Annotated in this window: 19 protein-coding genes; 14 read left to right on the top strand and 5 right to left on the bottom strand. The window is 70.2% G+C overall.

The features are described from left to right. The first annotated feature begins 60 nt into the window (after positions 1 to 60). Positions 61 to 1,260 carry a CoA transferase gene (locus ACWDOP_RS02435; protein ID WP_456343547.1) on the top strand — a complete coding sequence of 400 codons (1,200 nt, stop codon included), beginning with the start codon at positions 61 to 63 and terminating at the stop codon, positions 1,258 to 1,260. After that, on the top strand, positions 1,257 to 2,648 hold the full coding sequence (locus ACWDOP_RS02430) for an amidohydrolase (RefSeq protein ID WP_456343546.1): 1,392 nt from the start codon (positions 1,257 to 1,259) through the stop codon (positions 2,646 to 2,648). The genes ACWDOP_RS02435 and ACWDOP_RS02430 overlap by 4 nt, the downstream gene beginning before the upstream one ends. 15 nt (positions 2,649 to 2,663) lie before the next feature. On the opposite strand, the gene ACWDOP_RS02425 is transcribed toward ACWDOP_RS02430, so the two are convergent. The 4 genes from ACWDOP_RS02425 to ACWDOP_RS02410 form a co-directional block, all read right to left on the bottom strand. Continuing rightward, positions 2,664 to 3,287, bottom strand: coding sequence for a TetR/AcrR family transcriptional regulator (locus tag ACWDOP_RS02425; RefSeq protein ID WP_456343545.1), 624 nt, complete (start codon positions 3,285 to 3,287; stop codon positions 2,664 to 2,666). Between the two features lie 7 nt (positions 3,288 to 3,294). Then, complete coding sequence (locus ACWDOP_RS02420; protein WP_456343828.1) at positions 3,295 to 4,329, bottom strand: PDR/VanB family oxidoreductase; 1,035 nt, start codon at positions 4,327 to 4,329, stop codon at positions 3,295 to 3,297. Positions 4,330 to 4,406: 77 nt separating this feature from the next. Then, the gene (locus tag ACWDOP_RS02415) at positions 4,407 to 5,303 is read right to left on the bottom strand and encodes a metal-dependent hydrolase (protein ID WP_456343544.1); all 897 of its coding nucleotides are present in this window, start codon (positions 5,301 to 5,303) and stop codon (positions 4,407 to 4,409) included. Next, the gene (locus ACWDOP_RS02410) at positions 5,300 to 6,199 is read right to left on the bottom strand and encodes an alpha/beta fold hydrolase (protein ID WP_456343543.1); all 900 of its coding nucleotides are present in this window, start codon (positions 6,197 to 6,199) and stop codon (positions 5,300 to 5,302) included. Before ACWDOP_RS02410 ends, ACWDOP_RS02415 begins: the two co-directional genes overlap by 4 nt. Before the next feature lie 221 nt (positions 6,200 to 6,420). Between ACWDOP_RS02410 and ACWDOP_RS02405 the strand changes: the two genes are divergently transcribed. From ACWDOP_RS02405 to ACWDOP_RS02390, 4 genes are all read left to right on the top strand, one after another. After that, positions 6,421 to 8,226: an N-acyl-D-amino-acid deacylase family protein gene (locus ACWDOP_RS02405; protein ID WP_456343542.1), complete on the top strand. Its 1,806-nt coding sequence runs from the start codon at positions 6,421 to 6,423 to the stop codon at positions 8,224 to 8,226. Between the two features lie 83 nt (positions 8,227 to 8,309). Then, entirely contained in the window at positions 8,310 to 9,299 is a 990-nt protein-coding gene (locus ACWDOP_RS02400) for an NAD(P)H-dependent flavin oxidoreductase (RefSeq protein ID WP_456343541.1), read from the top strand. Positions 9,300 to 9,361: 62 nt separating this feature from the next. Continuing rightward, positions 9,362 to 10,192 (top strand): enoyl-CoA hydratase-related protein, encoded by an 831-nt coding sequence (locus ACWDOP_RS02395; protein ID WP_456343540.1) that lies wholly within the window; start codon positions 9,362 to 9,364, stop codon positions 10,190 to 10,192. Positions 10,193 to 10,517: 325 nt separating this feature from the next. Beyond that, positions 10,518 to 12,083, top strand: coding sequence for an SMI1/KNR4 family protein (locus ACWDOP_RS02390; RefSeq protein WP_456343539.1), 1,566 nt, complete (start codon positions 10,518 to 10,520; stop codon positions 12,081 to 12,083). Positions 12,084 to 12,120: 37 nt separating this feature from the next. Here the strand turns inward: ACWDOP_RS02390 and mftR are convergent, their stop codons facing one another. After that, positions 12,121 to 12,744, bottom strand: coding sequence for a mycofactocin system transcriptional regulator (mftR, locus tag ACWDOP_RS02385; RefSeq protein WP_456343538.1), 624 nt, complete (start codon positions 12,742 to 12,744; stop codon positions 12,121 to 12,123). 74 nt (positions 12,745 to 12,818) lie between these two features. Here mftR and mftA point away from each other — a divergent pair, with 74 nt between their 5' ends. The 8 genes from mftA to ACWDOP_RS02345 all read left to right on the top strand — a co-directional run bounded on the left by mftA (position 12,819) and on the right by ACWDOP_RS02345 (position 19,017). Next, entirely contained in the window at positions 12,819 to 12,926 is a 108-nt protein-coding gene (mftA, locus tag ACWDOP_RS02380; RefSeq protein WP_456343537.1) for a mycofactocin precursor MftA, read from the top strand. Further along, complete coding sequence (mftB, locus tag ACWDOP_RS02375; protein ID WP_456343536.1) at positions 12,916 to 13,206, top strand: mycofactocin biosynthesis chaperone MftB; 291 nt, start codon at positions 12,916 to 12,918, stop codon at positions 13,204 to 13,206. Before mftA ends, mftB begins: the two co-directional genes overlap by 11 nt. A 20-nt stretch (positions 13,207 to 13,226) precedes the next feature. Next, on the top strand, positions 13,227 to 14,402 hold the full coding sequence (mftC, locus tag ACWDOP_RS02370; RefSeq protein ID WP_456343535.1) for a mycofactocin radical SAM maturase: 1,176 nt from the start codon (positions 13,227 to 13,229) through the stop codon (positions 14,400 to 14,402). Positions 14,403 to 14,432: 30 nt separating this feature from the next. Continuing rightward, positions 14,433 to 15,605, top strand: a complete 1,173-nt coding sequence (mftD, locus tag ACWDOP_RS02365; RefSeq protein ID WP_456343534.1) for a pre-mycofactocin synthase MftD — start codon at positions 14,433 to 14,435, stop codon at positions 15,603 to 15,605. Beyond that, entirely contained in the window at positions 15,605 to 16,396 is a 792-nt protein-coding gene (locus tag ACWDOP_RS02360; protein WP_456343533.1) for a mycofactocin-coupled SDR family oxidoreductase, read from the top strand. Before mftD ends, ACWDOP_RS02360 begins: the two co-directional genes overlap by 1 nt. Continuing rightward, on the top strand, positions 16,393 to 17,715 hold the full coding sequence (gene mftF / locus ACWDOP_RS02355) for a mycofactocin biosynthesis glycosyltransferase MftF (RefSeq protein ID WP_456343532.1): 1,323 nt from the start codon (positions 16,393 to 16,395) through the stop codon (positions 17,713 to 17,715). Before ACWDOP_RS02360 ends, mftF begins: the two co-directional genes overlap by 4 nt. Continuing rightward, positions 17,712 to 18,458, top strand: coding sequence for a mycofactocin biosynthesis peptidyl-dipeptidase MftE (mftE, locus tag ACWDOP_RS02350; RefSeq protein ID WP_456343531.1), 747 nt, complete (start codon positions 17,712 to 17,714; stop codon positions 18,456 to 18,458). Before mftF ends, mftE begins: the two co-directional genes overlap by 4 nt. Before the next feature lie 64 nt (positions 18,459 to 18,522). Continuing rightward, complete coding sequence (locus ACWDOP_RS02345) at positions 18,523 to 19,017, top strand: DoxX family protein (RefSeq protein ID WP_456343530.1); 495 nt, start codon at positions 18,523 to 18,525, stop codon at positions 19,015 to 19,017. The last annotated feature ends 12 nt before the right edge of the window (positions 19,018 to 19,029 follow it).

Raw genomic sequence — 19,029 nt, 5'->3', positions numbered from 1 at the left:
GGTGAAGCGCCGGGCACGGTGGAACTGTCGCCGCTGCGGGCGTGGGCGGTGTCCGGGGCCATGGCTCTCTCCGGACGCGCCGAGGGCCCGCCGCTCGCCGCTCCCGGTGAACCAGCGGCACGGGTGGCGCGGGGGCTGGCGCGGACCGCCGAATTGGTGTGGGAGCGAACCGGATCGCGTCCGGAGCTGCCCGGTGTCGGCATGCTCGGCGAACGGGCGGCGCTCGCGGGTCTGACTCGGCGCGGGCCCGAATCGTGCGGTGGAGCCTTCCGTGTACTGCGGACGGCGGACGGACACCTTGGTTTGTCGCTGCCGCGCGCCGAGGATCTCGAACTTCTTCCCGCCTTGACCGAAGCTGCTGTGCCCAAAGGCGATCCGTGGCAGGCGGTCACCCGATGGGCGGTCGAGCACTCCACCGAAACCGCCGCGGCACGGGTACGCATGCTGGGGCTGGCCGGGGCGGCGGTGCCCGCGCCCGAACGCCGTTCCCGCGCCGGTGTACTCGTCACCGAGTTCGGCCCCCGCACCCACCGCCGGACCCGCCCGGTCGTGGTGGACCTGACGGCATTGTGGGCCGGGCCGCTGTGCGCCCATCTGCTCGGGCTAGGCGGCGCACAGGTGATCAAGGTCGAGAGCCACGCCCGCCCGGATGGCGCACGCCGAGGCGCACCCGGGTTCTTCGACCTCCTGCATCACGGACATGCCATGGTCGCCTTGAACTTTCGCGATCCCCACGATATCGACCGGCTACGCCATCTCATCGCCGAGGCGGACCTGGTCCTCGAGGGTTCCCGCCCCCGGGCGCTGCGCCAGCTCGGCATCGACGCCGCCGCCTGCGCCGCACAGGGCACGTCCTGGCTCTCGATCACCGCCCACGGGCGCGACAGCGATGCCATCGGTTTCGGCGACGACGTGGCCGCCGCCGCCGGGCTGGTCATCACCGACAACGATGCGGTGCTGCCGTGCGGGGACGCGCTGGCGGACCCGCTGACCGGTGTGTGTGCGGCCGAAGCGGCGGCCTCGGCACTGTTGGCAGAAAACGCCCGCCTGATCGACGTATCGATGCTCCATGTCGCGGCCGAAACAGCAACGGGCACCGTCGAAGAGCACTCCGTGTACCTGCGTGGTGAGCGATGGTGGGTGGAATCGGCCGTGGGCCGTTATCCGGTCGAACCACCCCGCGCCCGGAGTGCCCCGGGCCCGGCCGGATCGCTCGGCGCGGACAACGCCGCGTTCGGGCTCGAGGTGGCTGGACGATGAAGGCGGCGAACACGCTGGGGTCCATCCTGTTTCGTGATGTCGAGGTCGCGGGCGCACACACGGACGTCCTCGTGCGCGGGGATCGCGTCGTGACGGTTGGGCGAGTGCCGCGGCAACAGTGCGACGAGGTGATCGACGGGTCGGGCGGTGCGCTGCTGCCGGGGTTGCACGACCACCATGTGCATCTGCTGGCGATGGCCGCCGCGCTGCGGTCGGTGGACTGCGGGCCCCGCGCGGTGCGCGGGCTGCGGGGCCTGCGCGCGGCCCTGCGCGAGGACGGCGGAGCGGGGTGGGTGCGCGGCGTCGGGTACCACGAGTCGGTCGCCGGAACCCTTGACCGTCATGTCGTCGACCGGCTGTGTGATGATCGGCCGGTCCGGATCCAGCATCGCAGCGGGGCACTGTGGATGCTGAACTCGCTTGCGCTGCAGCGGGTAGCGGGTGCGCTCGACGACTCTCCGGACGTCGAGCGCGACGGAAACGGGGAGCCCACCGGCAGGCTCTGGCGCTACGACGGACGCCTGCGCGCCGCGCTCCCCGATGATCCACCCGCGCTGCACGCGGTCGGGCGGGCGCTCACCCGCGCGGGGATCACCGGGGTCACCGACGCGACGCCCGACCTGGACTCGGACGCCCTCGCGATTCTCACCGCCGCCCGCGCCGACGGCGCACTGCCGCAACGGGTTACGCTGCTCGGCACGGACCGGGCACCCGGACCGGGATTCACGGTCGGACCGCGCAAACTGCTGCTGCGCGACCACGACCTGCCCGACTACGACTCGCTCGCCGCCACGGTCGCCGCCACACACCGGACCGGTCGTCCCGTCGCCGTGCACTGCGTCACCCGAATCTCACTCCTGTTGACCCTGGCCGTATTCGACGATGTCGGCACCGTGCCGGGAGATCGCATCGAGCACGCGGCGGTGGTGCCCGAGGGCGTAGCCGCCCGGATGGCGTCCCTCGGGGTTGCGGTGGTGACCCAGCCCGGCTTCCTCCACGATCGCGGCGACCACTACCGGCGCGAGGTGGCCCCCGACGATCTGGAGCACCTCTACCCGCACGCCCGCCTCCTCCGCGCAGGCGTCCCGGTGGCCCTGTCGAGCGACGCACCCCACGGCCCCCTGGACCCCTGGGCGAACATGCGCGCCGCGGTAGACCGCACAACCCGCACCGGGAAGGTGCTGTCGACATCCGAACGGGTGTCGCCGAAGACCGCCCTGGCCGCCTACCTCGGCGCCCCTTCCCATCCGGGCGGGCCCCCGCGCACGGTCACCCCCGGCGCCCGCGCCGACCTGTGCCTAGTGGATGTCCCGCTGTCCGCCGCCCTGGAACAACTCGACAGCACGACGGTACGCGGGGTGATGATCGACGGCCGTTGGCGCCCGTGACGTCGGCGACCGCGCTCACTCCGGCACGGGACGCAGCTCGTCGAGCATCTCGGCCCAGCGGTCGGCGACCGCGGCGCGGCGCCGGGAATCGTCGTTGAGCATCGCGGCCAGGCCGAGGCCGCGGGCCGAGTCCAGGAACGCCTGCACGGTCGTGCGGACCTTGGGGTCGCTGCCGTCGAGGCGGAGCAGGTGGATGATCGTCCAGAAGCCGCGCACACCCACCTCGAGCTCCATCGCGGCTACGCGGGGGCTCAGGGCGGGGTCCCCCGACGCGGCCATGCACAGTTGCAGCCCGGCGGCGAAGGTCGGTCCCTGATGCATGTCGACGATGGTCCGCACGATGTCGCGGGTGCGCTCGCCGTCGGGATACTCGGCGTCCTGCAATGCCTCGACCTGGCGGATCCGCTCATCCATGACATGCTCGACGGCCGCGGTGAACAGTCCGTCCCGATCCTTGAAATGGTGCTGCACCGCGCCGCGGGTGACCCCCGCGGCCTGCGCGACCTCGGCCACGCTGGCGTGCGGCCAGCCGCGGGTGGCCAGCACCTCGAACGCGGCCTCGACAATGCGCCGGTACGTCGCGATGCCGTTCTCGTTCTGCGGCTTTCGACCGGCCGCCGGACCGCGCGCGGGGGTCATCGACGACCTAGAGATCGATGGTCAGGCATTCGTCCGATCGTGACACGCATGGGAGGAAGTATCCCTGCTCCACTTCGGCGGGACTCAATGCGGTGGATCGGTGCTCGGGACTTCCGTCCAGCACGCGCACCGCGCAGGATCGGCAGAATCCCTGCTGACAGGAGAACGTCGCGTCCGGACGCACGTCGAGCAGTGCCGAGAGCGCGCTCCGGTCGGCCGCGACGACCACTTCCTCTCCGGTGGTGGCCAGCCGCATTCGGAACTCGCGTCCGTTCACCACCGGCGCGGCGGAGAAGCGTTCGTAGTGGAACTCGACGTCGGGACGATCGGCCAGCGCCGCGCGCAGCGCCTCGATCATGGGTGGCGGACCGCAGGTGTAGACAGCGGGCGAGCAGGTGAGGTCGCCCAGCAGGGCCTCGGGGGTGGCGACGCCGTCGCGGTCGTCGAGGTGGATGCGCACCCTGTCCCCGAAGCGTTCGAGTTCGTCGAGAAATGCCAGCGATTCGCGATTGCGGCCGCAGTAGACCATGGACCAGTCGATACCCAAGCGGTCGAGCACCCCGAGCATGGGCAGGATCGGGGTGATGCCGATACCGCCCGCGATGAAGCGCACCGCCGTCCGCCGCTGGTTGTAGCCGCCGACCGCGAGCGGAAAGGCATTCCGGGGCTTGCTGATTCGCAGCTGCACTCCAGCGTGCAGGGTGCGATGCACCGCTGACGAGCCGCCGCGCCCGCCGGGGATCAGCCGGACCGCGATCCGATAGGCGCGCCGATCGCCGGGGTCGCCACACAGCGAATACTGGCGTACGACACCGGAATCGAGCCGCAGGTCGATATGCGCGCCCGCCGACCAGGCAGGCAACCTCCCGCCATCGGGCGCGCGGAAGGTGAGGGCGACGACGTTCTCGTCCTGAGCGACCACGCCGCGGTCCGTGACGACGGCATCGAAGAAGTCGGTGTCCACCCCGGTGCCCGGCTCGGGCAGCGCGGCGAACCGCTCGGACCAATGGAACAGGCCGTAGCCGGCGGTGATCAGCACCATGAGCGGATCGCGCCGGTACCTCCCGTAGGCATGCGCGGGGACCTCGAGATTCCGGAGCCGGGTGTACACGGATCTCCTCATGCCGCACGGGATTCGATGGTCGCGAGATAGGACAGCGCCTGCGCCATCGAACCGGTGTCGTCGGGCCGGAAGGACGGTTTCAGGTAGTCCACGACCGAGCCGAGCACCATACCGATGGTGGGCAGCATGCCGGCCCGGCCATCGCGCAGTACCTGGAACAGCACCCGCAGGCGTGATCTCGGCACGGCGGGATCGTGCTCGACCAGGTACCAGACGAACCGGCTGGAAATCCAGATCACCAGTGGGAGAAGCACGACCATGGTGCGCACCCGGCGCCAGTAACCGGGGTCGAAGTACATCGCGACGTCGTGGGCGACGTTGCGGTGCTCCATCTCCTCGGCGCCGTGCCAGCGGAACAGGGCGGTCATACCCGGATCCGAGCCGGCCTCGTCCCAGCGGCAGTTCAGGACGAAATGTCCGAGGAACGCGGTGAAGTTCTCCAGGGCCGCGGTGATCGCGAGGCGGTGGATCAGATGCCGGCGGACCTGCTCCCGGGTCCGGAACTCGCGCGGTCCGAGCACCCGGCCCAGCACGTATCTGGCCTGTTCCAGCAGGGGTTCGGGGTCTATGCCGTTGCGCTGGAAGTAGTCGCCGAGCGAGTCCTCGTGGGCGTTGGCGTGCATGGTTTCCTGCCCGATGAAACCGAGTATGTCCTCGCGCAGTCGCGGGTCCACGATCTCGGGCAGCGCTTGTTTGAACGCGGCGATGAAGAATCGCTCCACCTCCGGGAACAGCAGGTGATAGGCGTTGATCGTGTGCCCGGCCACCGGATGGCCGGGGATCCAGTGCAGCGGGGTCGCGGACAGGTCGAAGGCGACATCGCGAGCCCGGAGCTGCAACGGCCCGATATCGACGGCGTCCATCGGGAAGCGGTTCTTCGTGCGGGACTTCATGATCGGCCTCCATCGGCCAGGTAGTCGAGTATGTGCCGGATAATGACGGCGGGCTGTTCGAGGTGCGCGAAATGGCCCGCGCCGGGAACGACGACCCGGCGACTGCCGGGCGGCAACTGCTCGAGCGCGCCCGCGCCGGTGGCGGGCAAACCGCAGGTGTCGGTCGCGCCCTGCAGGAGCAGGGTGGGGTTGCGCGGCGGGCCGAAAGCCCGCGCCTGGGCCCGCGTATGGGCCGAGCCCCTGCGGTACCACGGATTCCAGACCGCTCGGTAGTAGGCGAAGGCCGCGCGCCGGCGGACCGTCGTGTCCAGGGCCGCCAGGCCGCGACGGCGGTATTCGCGCACGTTCGCGCCCGGGGCCCAGAGCCGCCAGAGCAGTGCGATGAGCGGGCGGCCGAGGTGTTCCGAGCCGGGTGTGGACACGACCGGCATGTACCAGCTGCGCGGAGCCTGACGCAGCAGGGTACGCAGATTCCGCGGGGAGAACAGGGTTTTGATGGTGTGCAACGGCGGGATGGCGATCAGCACGGCGCGGTGGAAGAGCTCGGGGTGATTGCTCGAGGCCGCGCTCACTATGGCTCCGCCCCAATCGTGGCCGATGAGCACCGCGCGCGAGTCCGCCCCGATCGCGTCGTGCACGCGCACCACGTCGGCCACCAGCGCGCCGATCGAGTAGTCGTCGTCGCCCGCCGGTGATGTAGGTGCGTAGCCGCGCGTGAACGGGGCGACGACATAGCGGCCGTGGGCGGCCAGGGCGGGTCCGACGGTCTCCCAGGTCCACGCGCTGTCGGGGAACCCGTGGATCAGCAAAGCGGCGGGATCGCCGGGGTCGCCCCAGGCCAGCGCCGCGATGCTCACGTCCCCGAACGCGAACCGCAGCACCTGTGGTGCAGTCACGCGAAGTCTCCTCCCTGATGGCCGCTGACCGGATCGCGGGTCGCGATCCAGCCTTGCCTAATCTCATTCACTAGTGCATTGTTTTATGCGTTACGGGCCGTTACGTCAACCCCACAGTAGTGATCAATGCTCTCTTCAAGGTGCTGCTCCGACGGGATCGGACCGCCCACCGTGGACGAACAAAGAGCATTCACCCATGCACGGCAAGAGAGGATTTTCTGGTGGCCGACTACGACCTGATCGTGCGGAACGGAATCTGGTTCGACGGAGCGGGAAGCGCGCCGCGCACCGCGGACATCGCGATCGCCGCGGGTGAGGTGGTGGCGATCAGCTCCGTCCCGCTCGACCCCGCCTCAGCGGCCGAGGTGATCGACGCGTCCGGCAAGTGGGTTGTGCCCGGCTTCGTGGACATCCACACCCACTACGACATCGAGATCCTCGCCGCCCCCGCGCTTACCGAATCCGTGCGCCACGGTGTCACCACCGCCGTCATCGGAAACTGTTCGCTGACCACGATCATGGCCTCGAACACCGAGTGCGCCGACATCTTCAGCCGCGTCGAGGCGGTGCCCCGAGACCTCGTGATCGGCACGCTCGACCAGCACCGAACCTGGTCCACGCCCGGCGAGTACGCGAAGATAGTCGACGAACTCAACCTCGGTCCGAACATCGGCGCGTTCCTCGGCCAGTCGGACCTGCGGATCGCCGTCATGGGTATGGATCGCGCGGTGGACGAGAAGGCGAGACCGAGCGATGCCGAACTCGAGCGCATGCGCGAGATTCTCACCGAGGCGCTCGACGCGGGGTTCCTCGGCATGTCGGCGACCACCAACCTGATCGACAAGATGGACGGTGACCTCTATCGATCCCGTTCGCTGCCCACCACTTTCGTCAAAGGCCGGGAGTTCCGCGCCCTGAACAAGGTGCTGCGGGACCGGGGCCGGATTCTGATGAGCACGCCGCTCATCTCACTCAAACCGAACATTCACCGGTTCTTCCTGGCCGCCAGTGGTCGCTTCCGGCGCAAACGGCTGAAGGTGTCCCTGCTGGCCGCCGCTGATTCCAAGGCCTACCCGCCGCTGATCTATTTCATGCTCTACGGGGCTCCGATCATCAACCGGCTGTTGCGCGGAGACTTCCACTGGCAGCATCTGCCGGTGCCGTTCACCGTCTACGCCGACGGCATCGACCTGGTGGTTTTCGAGGAGTTCGGTTCCGGCGCCGCGGCTCTGGAGATCAGCGACCAGCTCGAGCGCAACGAACTGCTGCGCTCGCAGGAGTACCGACGCTGGTTCCGGCGCGACTACGAGAACAAGTTCTCGCCGAAGGTGTGGCACCGCAACCTCTTCGACGCCGTCGTCGTCGACTGCCCGGACGAGAACCTGATCGGCAAGAGTTTCGGCCGCATCGGCGAGGAACGCGGCGTTCACCCGGTGGACGCATTCCTGGATCTGGTGGTCGACTACGGGCGAACGATCCGCTGGCGCACCACCATCGCCAACCATCGGCCGAAATACCTGGACAAGCTGGCGGCCAACAGGTCCGTGCACATGGGCTTCGGCGACGCGGGTGCGCACCTGCGCAACATGGCCTTCTACAACTACCACGTCCGACTGCTCGAGCGCGTGAAAGCCGCACAGGGCCAGCGCAAGCCGTTCCTCACCGTCGAAGCCGCCGTGCACCGGCTCACCGGCGAACTCGCCGACTGGTACGGGCTCGACGCGGGATATCTGCGCGTGGGTGACCGTGCCGACATCGCCATCATCGACCCCGACGGTCTCGACGAGGACGTACACGTCCTCACCGAGCGCGAGGTGCCCGAATACGGCGGGTTGCGCCGCATGGTCAACCAGAGCGACAGGGCGGTGTCGGCGACCATCGTCAACGGCTGCGTCGTCTACCGCGAGGGGAAATTCGCGGCCGATCTGGGAACCCGGTGGGGGCCCGGACGTTTCCTGCGCTCGGGGGAGAAGGTGCGCGGGGCCACGGTGCGGCCCGGGGTCGATGGCGGCCGGCCCTCGACGTAGGACCCGATCGCGAAGCCGAGCCCGGACGAGAATCGAAGCGATCAAGGCCGCAGTACTTCACACAGCTCAACCAGAGGAATCAGATGTCTTTGCCGGACGCGCTCACGCGCAATACGACGCTGCCGGTGGTGGCGTCCCCGATGTTCCTGGTCTCGAAACCGAAACTGGTCATCGCTCAAGCCAAAGCGGGAGTGATCGGGTCGTTCCCCACTCTGAACGCCCGTTCGGTGGGCATCCTGCGCGAGTGGCTGGCCGAGATCGACGAGGAACTCACAGCCCACGATGCCGAGAACCCGCACGCGCGCAAGGCCGCGGTCGCCGCGAACCTCATCGTGCATCGCTCCAACGACCGGCTCGACGCCGATCTCGCCGCGCTGATCGAATTCCGCGTGCCGATCGTCATCACCTCCCTCGGACTGCGACCCGAGGTGATCGACGCCGTACATTCCTACGGCGGCATCGTGCTGCACGACGTCATCAACAATCGGTACGCGCGCAAGGCGATCGACTCCGGTTGTGATGGCCTGATCGCGGTCGCCGCGGGAGCGGGCGGACACGCCGGCACGCAGTCGCCGTTCGCGCTGCTCACCGAGATCCGCGCGTGGTACGACGGCCCGCTGCTGCTGTCCGGCGCGATCGCGCACGGGCGGTCCATCCTGGCCGCGCAGGCGGCGGGCGCGGATCTGGCCTACATCGGTTCGGCTTTCATCGCGACCACCGAAGCCGACGCAGGCGCCGACTACAAATCCGAGATCGTGCGGGCCTCGGCCGCCGATATCGTCTACACCAATCTGTTCACCGGCGTGCACGGAAACTACCTGCGCGGCAGCATCGTCGCGGCCGGGCTCGATCCCGATCGACTGCCAGCCTCGGACCCCTCCGCGATGGATTTCGGGTCCGGCGGGGACAGCGCCGCCAAGGTGTGGCGCGATATCTGGGGCGCGGGCCAGGGCCTCGCCCCGGTCTCGGAGGTGGTGCCGGTGGCCGGGCTCGTCGAACGTCTGGCTCGCGAATACGACGTGGCACGTGAACGACTGGCGCGTCTCACCGCCGTTCCGGCCCCCGCACGCTGACCATCCGCTCCCAGTCGTTCGAAGGGCCGACGCCCTCCTGCCGGTCACCCGAGGTGAAATTTATGACTTACCAAGAGATTCTGTACACGGTCGACGAGCACATCGCGACGATCAGCTTCAATCGCCCACATGCCCGCAACGGCCTCACCCTCACCATGACGGCCGAGGCCGGCGCCGCGTTCGCCGAAGCCGACCGCGATCCGGAGGTGCGGGCGATCATCCTGACCGGGGAGGGCTCTGATTTCTGCGTCGGCATGGACCTGAAAGGCGGGACGATTCCACAGGAATCCGGTGCGGACTGGCTGGAGCCGGCGGGCCAGTGCACCAAGCCCATGTTCGAGAGCGGCAAACCGATCATCGCCGCCGTTCGCGGCGCAGCCATCGGCGGCGGGTCCACCATCATCCTGCCTGCCGACTATCGAATCGCGGCCACGGACAGCCGATTCGGCTTCGTCTTCACCCAGCGCGGCTTTTTCCCGGAGGGGGCGTCGGCGTGGCATCTGCCCCGCGTCGTCGGCCTGCCCCAGGCCATGGACTGGATGCTGACCGGTCGGGTCTTCCCCGCGAAGGAAGCCTTGACGGCGGGCTTGGTGAATCGGCTCGTTCCAGCCGACGAGGTGCTGACTGCCGCCCGCGAGTATGCGCGCGAGCTGATCGAGGTCACCGCGCCGGTGTCGGTCGCGGTGACCCGCCAGATGTTGTTGCGCCTGGGCGGTCTCGACTCCCCCTACCCGGCGCATGCGGTGGACTCGCCGCTCATCGCCGGCCTCGCCACCCATGCCGATGCCGTCGAAGGCGTGTTGTCGTTCCTGCAGCGGCGCCCGCCGTCCTTCCCCGGCAGGGTGCCCGCCGACATCCCGGCCTGCGTCCCGTGGCGGCTCGACACCGACTGATCGAACGTTCGGGCTGCAGCTATCGCCGTCTCCGTTCCCCACCCGGCCGGCCCGTCCCGACGACACGATCGGCCGCGGCCATCCGGCGCACATCCGGAGGCACGGGCCGCCGGCCGCCGGTACCGGCGTCGCCTCGAATTCGCGCCGACCGACCGGTCACCGCCGCGTCCGGTCGCCCACCCCGTATTCAGCTGGGCGACGACGTGCCACGGCTCGGTTCAGTGTCCACAGTCGAAGGCCTCACCCGGATTGCCCGACCTCGCGTCGAGTAGCGCCAGTATGGCCGGGTGGGCGAGTGCGCCTGCGGCGGTAGTAGATTCGCGCCGTGGGTGAAGGAAGGACTGTCGAGCCCGACATTGGGCGGCGGCCGCTGGAGAGCGGGCGGATCGACGAGCGGATCGGGCTGATCCGGGAACTCCTGGATCGGTGGGCCGCGTTGCGGCCCAGCGACTCCCGAGCGTGGCGGAGCTGCTGGCCGCCGGTCGAGGAGGACGTCGTCGCCGAGTTCGAACAGCGGCTGGGCGGGCGACTGCCCGAGGGCTATCGCCGGTATCTGCTCGAGTTCGGGGAACCCGCGCAGGGGCTGATGGGTTACGGGCCTACGCCTTTCGCAGAGCAGGCCGGGGAGCGGTCCGGGGAGCCGTTCGTGCTGGACCGGCCGTGGGCGGGGTGGCCCGAGCAGATCAGCGAGTGGGAGGACGAGGAGGGCGAGGACTTCTTCGACTGCGGGCCCGGGGAGTTCTACGGGCAGTTCGAGGACCCGCGGGACGCGTTCTTCGATCTGCCCGCGGGCGCCGAAGCGACTGACGGCACCGTCGATCTGGGCGCCACGCGCAGCCACATCATCGCCCGGCTGGTGATCAACGGGCCGTGGGCGGGGTCGGTGTGGTTCGACAGCTCCGGCTACGACGGTGGTCTGATGGAACCGGCCGAGGGCGAGTACTGCTACCGGGACATCCGCGGGGAGTTCTTCGACGCGGGAGAATGGCTGCCGCTCACCGAGACCGCCTGGTTCCCGTCGGCGCCCGCGGGCCCGCCGGATCCCGCGCCCGGCGACTTCCTGGACCTGACCATCGAATGGCTACGACACCGGGTACGCCAGGCCGAGGCCGAAAAGATCTGCGACGGGCTGGATCTCGCCACGTTGATCGAGGCGCGCGGACGACTGGACGCACCGCACGACTTCGGATATCCCAGGGGACACCGATACGGGAAGTTCACGCGCTACATCGGCCGGTTGATGCGCGACGAACTGCTCGGCGCCGCACCCGCCGCGGGCGACCGGATCCTCGAGCGGGCGTCCGCGCTGTTGCCGCCGACCGGTGTGCCGGTAGCGCTGATTCTCGCCCGGCGGTGGTGGGAACTGATCGACTTCGAGCTGAGTGCCTTCCCCGAATCCGACCGCAGCGCCGTCAATTTGGCGCTCGCGGCGATCATGCTCGACACCGAGCCGAGTTTTCAGGCGGCCCCCGGCGCGACGAGCCCGCAGCGAACCGGCTTCGACCGGTGGGCGGTGCTCGACACCCTCGCCCGCGCCGAGCCCGACCTGCGGCGGCGCTTCGTGGCCCTGCTCCCCGAGACCGACGCCGTCGAACTCGCCCCGCTGCTCGAGATCGCCACGCTCGATATCACCCCGGACGCCCTCGACACCTTGCTCGCCGCCGACCCGTCCGCATCGGATCGGACCGCGCTCACCGTCTTGCTGACCCGGGCGCTCCACGCCGACGACAACCCGGCGCCCGGCCTCGCCGAGCGCCTGTGCGCGCTCGCCGTGGCCGCCGACCGGCTCGGTGAGGTCTTCGACCAGCTGAATGCCGTTGCCGGACAACGGTGGCGCGATCGTTGGGAAGCCCACCGGGAGGGTCAGCGCCGACTCGACAGCGGTCGATAGCCTTCCGACTCCCGAAACAGCGCGGGGCCCGGGTCCGTCACCCGCGCACCTCGACACGGAAGCCCGCGGCAAGATTGCGGAACGCCTCATCGAGAATGGCTGTCAGCTCCCGATTCTCGTCGGCGAGCCAGTGCTCGTAGGCGGCGATCGCGACGCCGAGGGCGGCATGGGCAAGTGCTCGGGGTACCAGATCCGACGCCGGACCGCCGAGGCGTTCGGCGGCGAAGTCGGCGACCACCGCCCGCCACGCGCGATAGCGCAGCGCCGCGTGGGCCTGCAGGGCGGGCACGCCCAGGATCAGGCGCATCCGATCTCGATGCCAGGGGATTTCGGCGGGATCGAAGCGGTTGAACTCCACGACGACTGTGCGCAGCGCGTCCATCGGGGGCTCGTCGGGGGCGACGGCGGCGAAGCGTTCGCGCATCGTGCGCAGGTGGGCGTCGAAATCGCCCCAGACCACGTCGTTCTTGGAGTCGAAGTAGCGGAAGAAGGTTCGCCGGCCGATGCCGGCGGCGTGCGCGATGTCCTCGACCGTGGTGGCGTCGAAGCCGTGCTGGTCGAAAAGTTCGAAGGCCGCGCGCTCGAGCGCGAGGGCGGTGGTGGAGCGCCGCCGGCCGGGGCCGGTCGAACTCGGCTGCGTGGCGGCTGATTTCACGGTCATCGGTCTTCCTTTTCGGCACCCGGTGCCATTATGCTGTCCGTGACTGGAAATGCCATTCTCTTCTTAGGAGAGTCATGATTGCCACCACTGCCGGTTCCCCCGTTGCCGACGACGACGTGCTCGTCGAAGAAGACCTGCTCGTGGAAGAGGTCTCGATCGACGGCATGTGCGGTGTCTACTGACCTCGCGGGCTTCGACCCGGCCCGGCCGCATCGCCTGGCCGAGTCGGTCTCGCTGCGACCCGAGCCCTTCGGCGCGCTGGTCTACGACTACGCCACCCGCAGGCTGTCCTTCCTGAAAACCCCACTGCTGGTGCAGGTCGTCGGCCTGCTCGAGCACCAGCCCGACGTGCACGCCACCCTGGTCGCCGCCGGGGTTCCGGCGGCTGATCACCCGCGCTATCTGGACGCGCTGGCCGGACTGGCCGCCTCCGGCACCATCGCACCGCGCCACGGCGGCTGAGCCCCGAACCGGGAGCAACCATGAAACTGGTCGACCACTTCGAACACGGACTCAACTCCCCCATCTGCCTGACCTGGGAGCTGACCTACGCCTGCAATCTGGCGTGCACCCACTGCCTCTCGTCCTCGGGCCGCCGGGACCCGCGCGAACTGAGCACCGCCGAGTGCAAGGCCGTCATCGACGAGCTGCAGCGCATGCAGGTGTTCTACGTCAACATCGGCGGCGGCGAGCCCACCGTGCGCCCGGACTTCTGGGAACTGATCGACTACGCCGTCGACCACGGCGTCGGGGTGAAGTTCTCCACCAACGGCATTCGCCTGACCGCCGACCGCGCCCGCGTGCTGGCCGCCAGCGACTACGTCGACGTCCAGATATCCCTGGACGGCGCGACCGCCGAGGTCAACGACGCGGTGCGCGGCGCGGGGTCCTTCGCCACGGCCTGGAACGCCATGCAGAACCTGGCCGACGCGGGCAAGACCGGCTTCAAGCTCTCGGTGGTCATGACCCGGCACAATGTCGGCCAGCTGGACGAATTCAAAGCCATCGCCGACCATTTCGGCGCGCAGCTGCGCATCACTCGCCTGCGCCCGTCCGGCCGCGGCGCGGACGTGTGGCCGGAACTGCACCCGACCGCCGAGCAGCAGCTGACCATCTACGACTGGCTCGTCGCCAACGGCGAGCAGGTACTCACCGGCGATTCCTTCTTCCACCTCAACGCCCTCGGCGATACCGCGCTGCCGGGATTGAACCTGTGCGGCGCGGGCCGCGTGGTGTGCCTGATCGATCCGGTCGGCGATGTCTACGCCTGCCCGTTCGCCATCCACGATGAATTCCTGGCCGGGAACGTGCGCGATCCCGGCGGCTTCGACACCGTCTGGCGGGGTTCGGACCTGTTCACCCGCCTGCGGGAACCCCAGGCCGCCGGCGGGTGCACGCAATGCTCGGCCTTCGACGCCTGCCGCGGCGGCTGCATGGCGGCCAAGTTCTTCACCGGCCTGCCGCTGGACGGTCCCGATCCCGAATGCGTGCGCGGGAACGCCGAATCCGGGCTCGCGACGCCCGGGCAGCGGCCGACCCCGGACAAGGACCACTCGCGGAAGCGGCGCCCGGCCGTGACGCTCGGCATCCCCACCCTCGCCCGGGCCACCGTGCCCGATCGCGCCTGCGACACCAGCCCGCTCGCCGGACTGCGCTGAATCGCGTTACCAGACAAGGATATCCACACGATGGCAAGCACCAGCGACTGGTTCGAATCCGTCGCCGAGGCCCAGCGCCGCGCCAAGAAGCGCGTTCCGAAGGCCGTGTATCTGGCCCTGCTGGCCGGGTCCGAGGCGGGGGTCACCCTCGACGACAACGCCGCCGCGTTCGCCGAACTCGGCATGCGCCCGCACATCGCCGACCTGCCCGCGACCCGCGATCTGTCCACCACCGTACTGGGACAGGAGATTTCGCTGCCGGTGATCTGCTCGCCCACCGGGGTGCAGGCGGTCGATCCGGCCGGTGAGATCGGCGTCGCCCGCGGCGCGGCACAGTCGGGCACCGCTCTCGGGCTGTCCTCGTTCGGGTCCAAACCGATCGAGGAGGTCGTGGCCGCCAACGACAAGACCTTCTTCCAGGTGTACTGGCTGGGGAGCCGCGAAGCCATGGTCGCCCGGCTCGACCGGGCCCGCGAGGCCGGGGCCAAGGGCGTGATCGTCACCCTGGACTGGATTTTCGCCACCGCCCGCGACTGGGGCAGCCCCGCCCTGCCCGAACGGGTGGACTTCAAGACAGCAGTGAAGTTCGCGCCCCAGGTTCTGGCCCGGCCCGGCTGGCTATGGCGCTTCGCGCGCTCGGGCTCGCTCCCGGACCTGAGCACCCCGAACCTGGTGGCCCGCGGGGAAGCCGGCCCGACCTTCTTCGGCGCGTACGGCGAATGGATGGGCACCCCGCCGCCCACCTGGGACGACCTGGCCTGGCTGCGCGAGCAGTGGGACGGGCCCTTCCTCATCAAGGGCATTTCACGACCCGACGACGCCAAGCGCGCCGTGGATGTCGGCGCCACCGCCATCTCGGTGTCCAATCACGGTGGCAACAACCTCGATTCGACCCCGGCGTCCATCCGGCTGCTGCCGAGCATCGTCGATACCGTGGGCGGCCAGGTGGAAATCCTGCTCGACGGCGGGGTGCGGCGCGGCAGCGACGTGGTCAAGGCGCTCGCGCTGGGCGCGCGGGCGGTCATGATCGGGCGGCCCTACCTGTGGGGCATGGCCGCCGGGGGCGAACGCGGGGTCCACAACGTACTCGAAGTCCTGCGCCAGGGCATCGATTCCACGCTCTACGGGCTCGGGCACGCAAGCATCGCGGACCTCGGCCGGGACGATGTGATCATGCCGGACGGGTTCACCCGGGGCCTGTGATGGACACCGCCCCCGTCGCCGTGGTGACCGGCGCCGCACGCGGCATCGGGGCGGCGACCGTGCGCGCCCTGGCCGGGCGGGGCTGGGGCGTCGTCGCGATCGATCGCTGCGCCGACGACCCGGCCGTGCCGTACCCGCTGGCCACGATCGATCAATTGCACTCGCTCGCCGCGGAATACGACGAATCGGTGTTGCCGGTCGTAGCCGACGTGCGCGACCGCGACGCGCTCGCGGCGGCGGTCGGCCTGGCCGAGGAACGCTTCGGGCGGGTCGATGCCGCCGTCGCCGCCGCGGGCGTGATCACCGGGGGCGGGCGGGCCCTGTGGGAAACGGACGCCGGCGACCACACCGCGATGTTCGACATCTGCGTCCACGGGGTGGCTAACCTGGCGCGGGCCGCCGTTCCGGCCATGCTGCGCCGAACTGCCACGGGCGCAGGCCGTTTCATCGCCCTGGCCTCGGCGGCCGGGCACCACGGAATGTGGCGGCTGGCGGGCTACAACGCCGCCAAGCACGCGGTGGTCGGGCTCATCGCCGGACTCGCGCACGACCTGCGCGGCACCGGCGTCTCCGCGGTCGCGGTGTCGCCCGGGTGCACGCGCACCGCGTTGCTCACCGAATCGGCTCGGCTCTACGACCTGGACTCGGTCGAGGCGTTCGCCGCGCACCAGATGCTGGACCGGATCCTCGAGCCCGAGGAGGTCGCCGGGGTGGTGGCGTGGCTGTGCGCGCCCGAATCCGCCTGTGTCACCGGCACTGTCGTACACGCCGACGGAGGGTTCCTGCCGTGAGAGTGCTCCTGGATCCACGCGGGCGGCGGTTCGCCGACGGGCGCGGACTGCTCGGCGGTTCGCCGACGCGACTGCTGCGCCTCGGCGCGAACGGCGCACGCGTGCTGGATGATTGGCTCGCGGGGTCCGGCGTCGGCGGGGATCCGGCGCACCGTGCCCTGGCCCGGCGGCTGCTGGACGCCGGAATCGTGCACCCGGCGCCGGAACCGGATCGGCGCGCGCGGCACGCGGTGACGATCGTCATCCCGGTGCGGGACAACGCCGCCGGGCTGGCGCGTTTGACCTCGACCACCGTCGGCGACTCACGATGCGTGATCGTCGACGACGGGTCGCTCCCGCCGCTGCCGGATGCCACCGTGCGCCATCGCATCCCCCGCGGCCCGGCGGCGGCGCGCAATACCGGCCTGCGCGGTGTGGACACCGCACTGGTGGCGTTCCTGGATTCCGATACGATCCCGGCTCCCGATTGGCTCGACACCATCGTTCCGCTGTTCGAGGATCCCGCGGTGGCGGCGGTCGCACCGCGCGTGCGCAGCCTGCCCACCGGCCCGATCGGGCGCTACGAAGAGCGCCGATCCGCCCTGGACATGGGTGGGCGGCCGGCGACCGTCCGCCCCGACGGGCATGTGCGCTATGTGCCTTCGGCGGCGCTGGTCGTGCGCGTGGACGCGTTGCGTGCGGTCGGCGGGTTCGATGAGCGCCTGCGCTTCGGCGAGGACGTCGATCTGGTGTGGCGGCTGCTGGCCGCGGGCCATACGGTGCGCTACCAACCGCAGTCGACGGTGCACCACGAACCGCGCGCGAGCCTGAGCGAGTTCTTGCGCCAGCGTTTCGACTACGGCACTTCCGCCGGGCCGCTGTCGACCCGGCATCCGGAGTTGCTCGCACCCGCCGTGCTGACCCCGATCACGCTGGCGCAGGTGGCCATCGCGGTGTGCGGCTTCCCGGCCGTGGTCCTGGCGCCGAGTCTGTTCACCGCCGCCACGACCCTGCGGGTGCTGCTCCGGGGCGGTGTTCCTGTTCCGGTCGCGGCGGAACTGGTGGCGACCGGGCAGCTCACGCTCGTGCGGCAGTGGGCCGCCGCGATACGCCGCATCTGGTGGCCGCTGCTGCTGTGGAGCCCGCGCGGGCGCACCGTGCTGCGGCTGGCCTGCGCGGTCGCCGCCCTCGAAGCGGTCGCCGAGAACACCGATCCCGCACTGCGATTGGCCGACGACTTCGCGTACGGGCTCGGCGTCTGGGCCGGATGCGCGCGCACGCCGACCACGCGGCCGCTGCTCCCGCGCCTGGTTCGCTCGAGCGATCGAGTCCGCCGATGACCGGCCCGTGGCCCGCCGAACTCGTCGCGCACCGCTCCCCCGAGGTCGGCGCGCGCCCGCGCCTGCTGCTGGCCGTCCCGGTGGGCGCGACCGAACAGCACGGCCCGCACCTGCCGCTGGACACCGACACCGCCATCGCGGTCGAGCTGTGCCATCGGCTGGCCGCGCGCGTTCCGGATGTCGTTGTCGCACCGGCCATCCCGTTCGGGTCCAGTGGCGAGCATTCCGGTTTCCCTGGCACGCTGTCCATCGGCAGGCACGCGCTGCGGGTGCTGCTGGTCGAATTGGTGCGCTCGGCGGACGAATTCGCGGGCGTCATCCTGGTCAACGGCCACGGCGGCAACCTCGATTCGCTGCACGCGGCGGCCCGCATCGCCCGCTATGAGGGTCGCGACGTGCTGACCTGGTCCCCGGCGGGCGACCCCGGGGACAGTCACGCCGGACACGCGGAGACCTCGGTGATGCTGCGCCTGCGCCCGGAATCGGTTGCCCTGGAACGACTCGAACCGGGCGACACCCGCCCGCTGGGTGAGATCATCGATCAACTGCGCCGGCACGGCGTCGCGGCGGTCAGCGCCAACGGCGTCCTCGGCGATCCCACCCGAGCCACCGCCGAGGACGGTGAACGCCTGCTCGAACGCTGGGCCACCGCCCTCGCCGAGCAGACCGCCCGCCATTTCCCCCGCCCCGGCCCGGCGCCGCACGACCCGGTTCCGGACGGGGCGACCGCCATATCCGGTTGAGCCGCTCCGGCCACCCCTGTCCCCCACAGTGATTCGCGGCCTTTCGGCCCGGGAGGAAAGATCCATGCACCCCATCGACGCCGCCACCCTGCTGATCCGCCTGGTCCTGGGCGCGATCATGATCGCCCATGGCGTCAACCACTGGATCGGCGGCGGCAAGATCGCCGGCACCGCGCGCTGGTTCACCGGCCTCGGCCTGCGCAAGGGCGTGCTGCAGGCCTGGCTCAGCGTTCTCACCGAGATCGGCGCGGGCGTGCTGCTGATCGCGGGGCTGCTGACGCCCCTGGCCTGCGCCGCCACCATCTCGATCATGCTCGTCGCCGGGCTGCTGGCGCATCGCGCCAACGGCTTCTTCGTCTTCAAGGAGGGCTACGAATACGTTCTGGCCCTGGGGGTTACGGCGCTGGCGCTGGCCCTGCTCGGCCCGGGCCGAATCTCACTCGACCACGCAGTGGGCAGCGAGATCACCGGCTGGGCGGGCGGCGGGCTCGCGCTCGGGGCCGCTGTCGTCGCGACGGGCGGTCTGCTCGCGGTGTTCTGGCGGCCGGGAGCCCGGTAGCGGCTGACGGGC

The sequence above is a fragment of the Nocardia sp. NPDC003693 genome, from assembly GCF_053981095.1.
The sequence above is the reverse complement of the archived record's forward strand: the minus strand, read 5'-3'. Positions and strand labels throughout refer to the sequence as shown.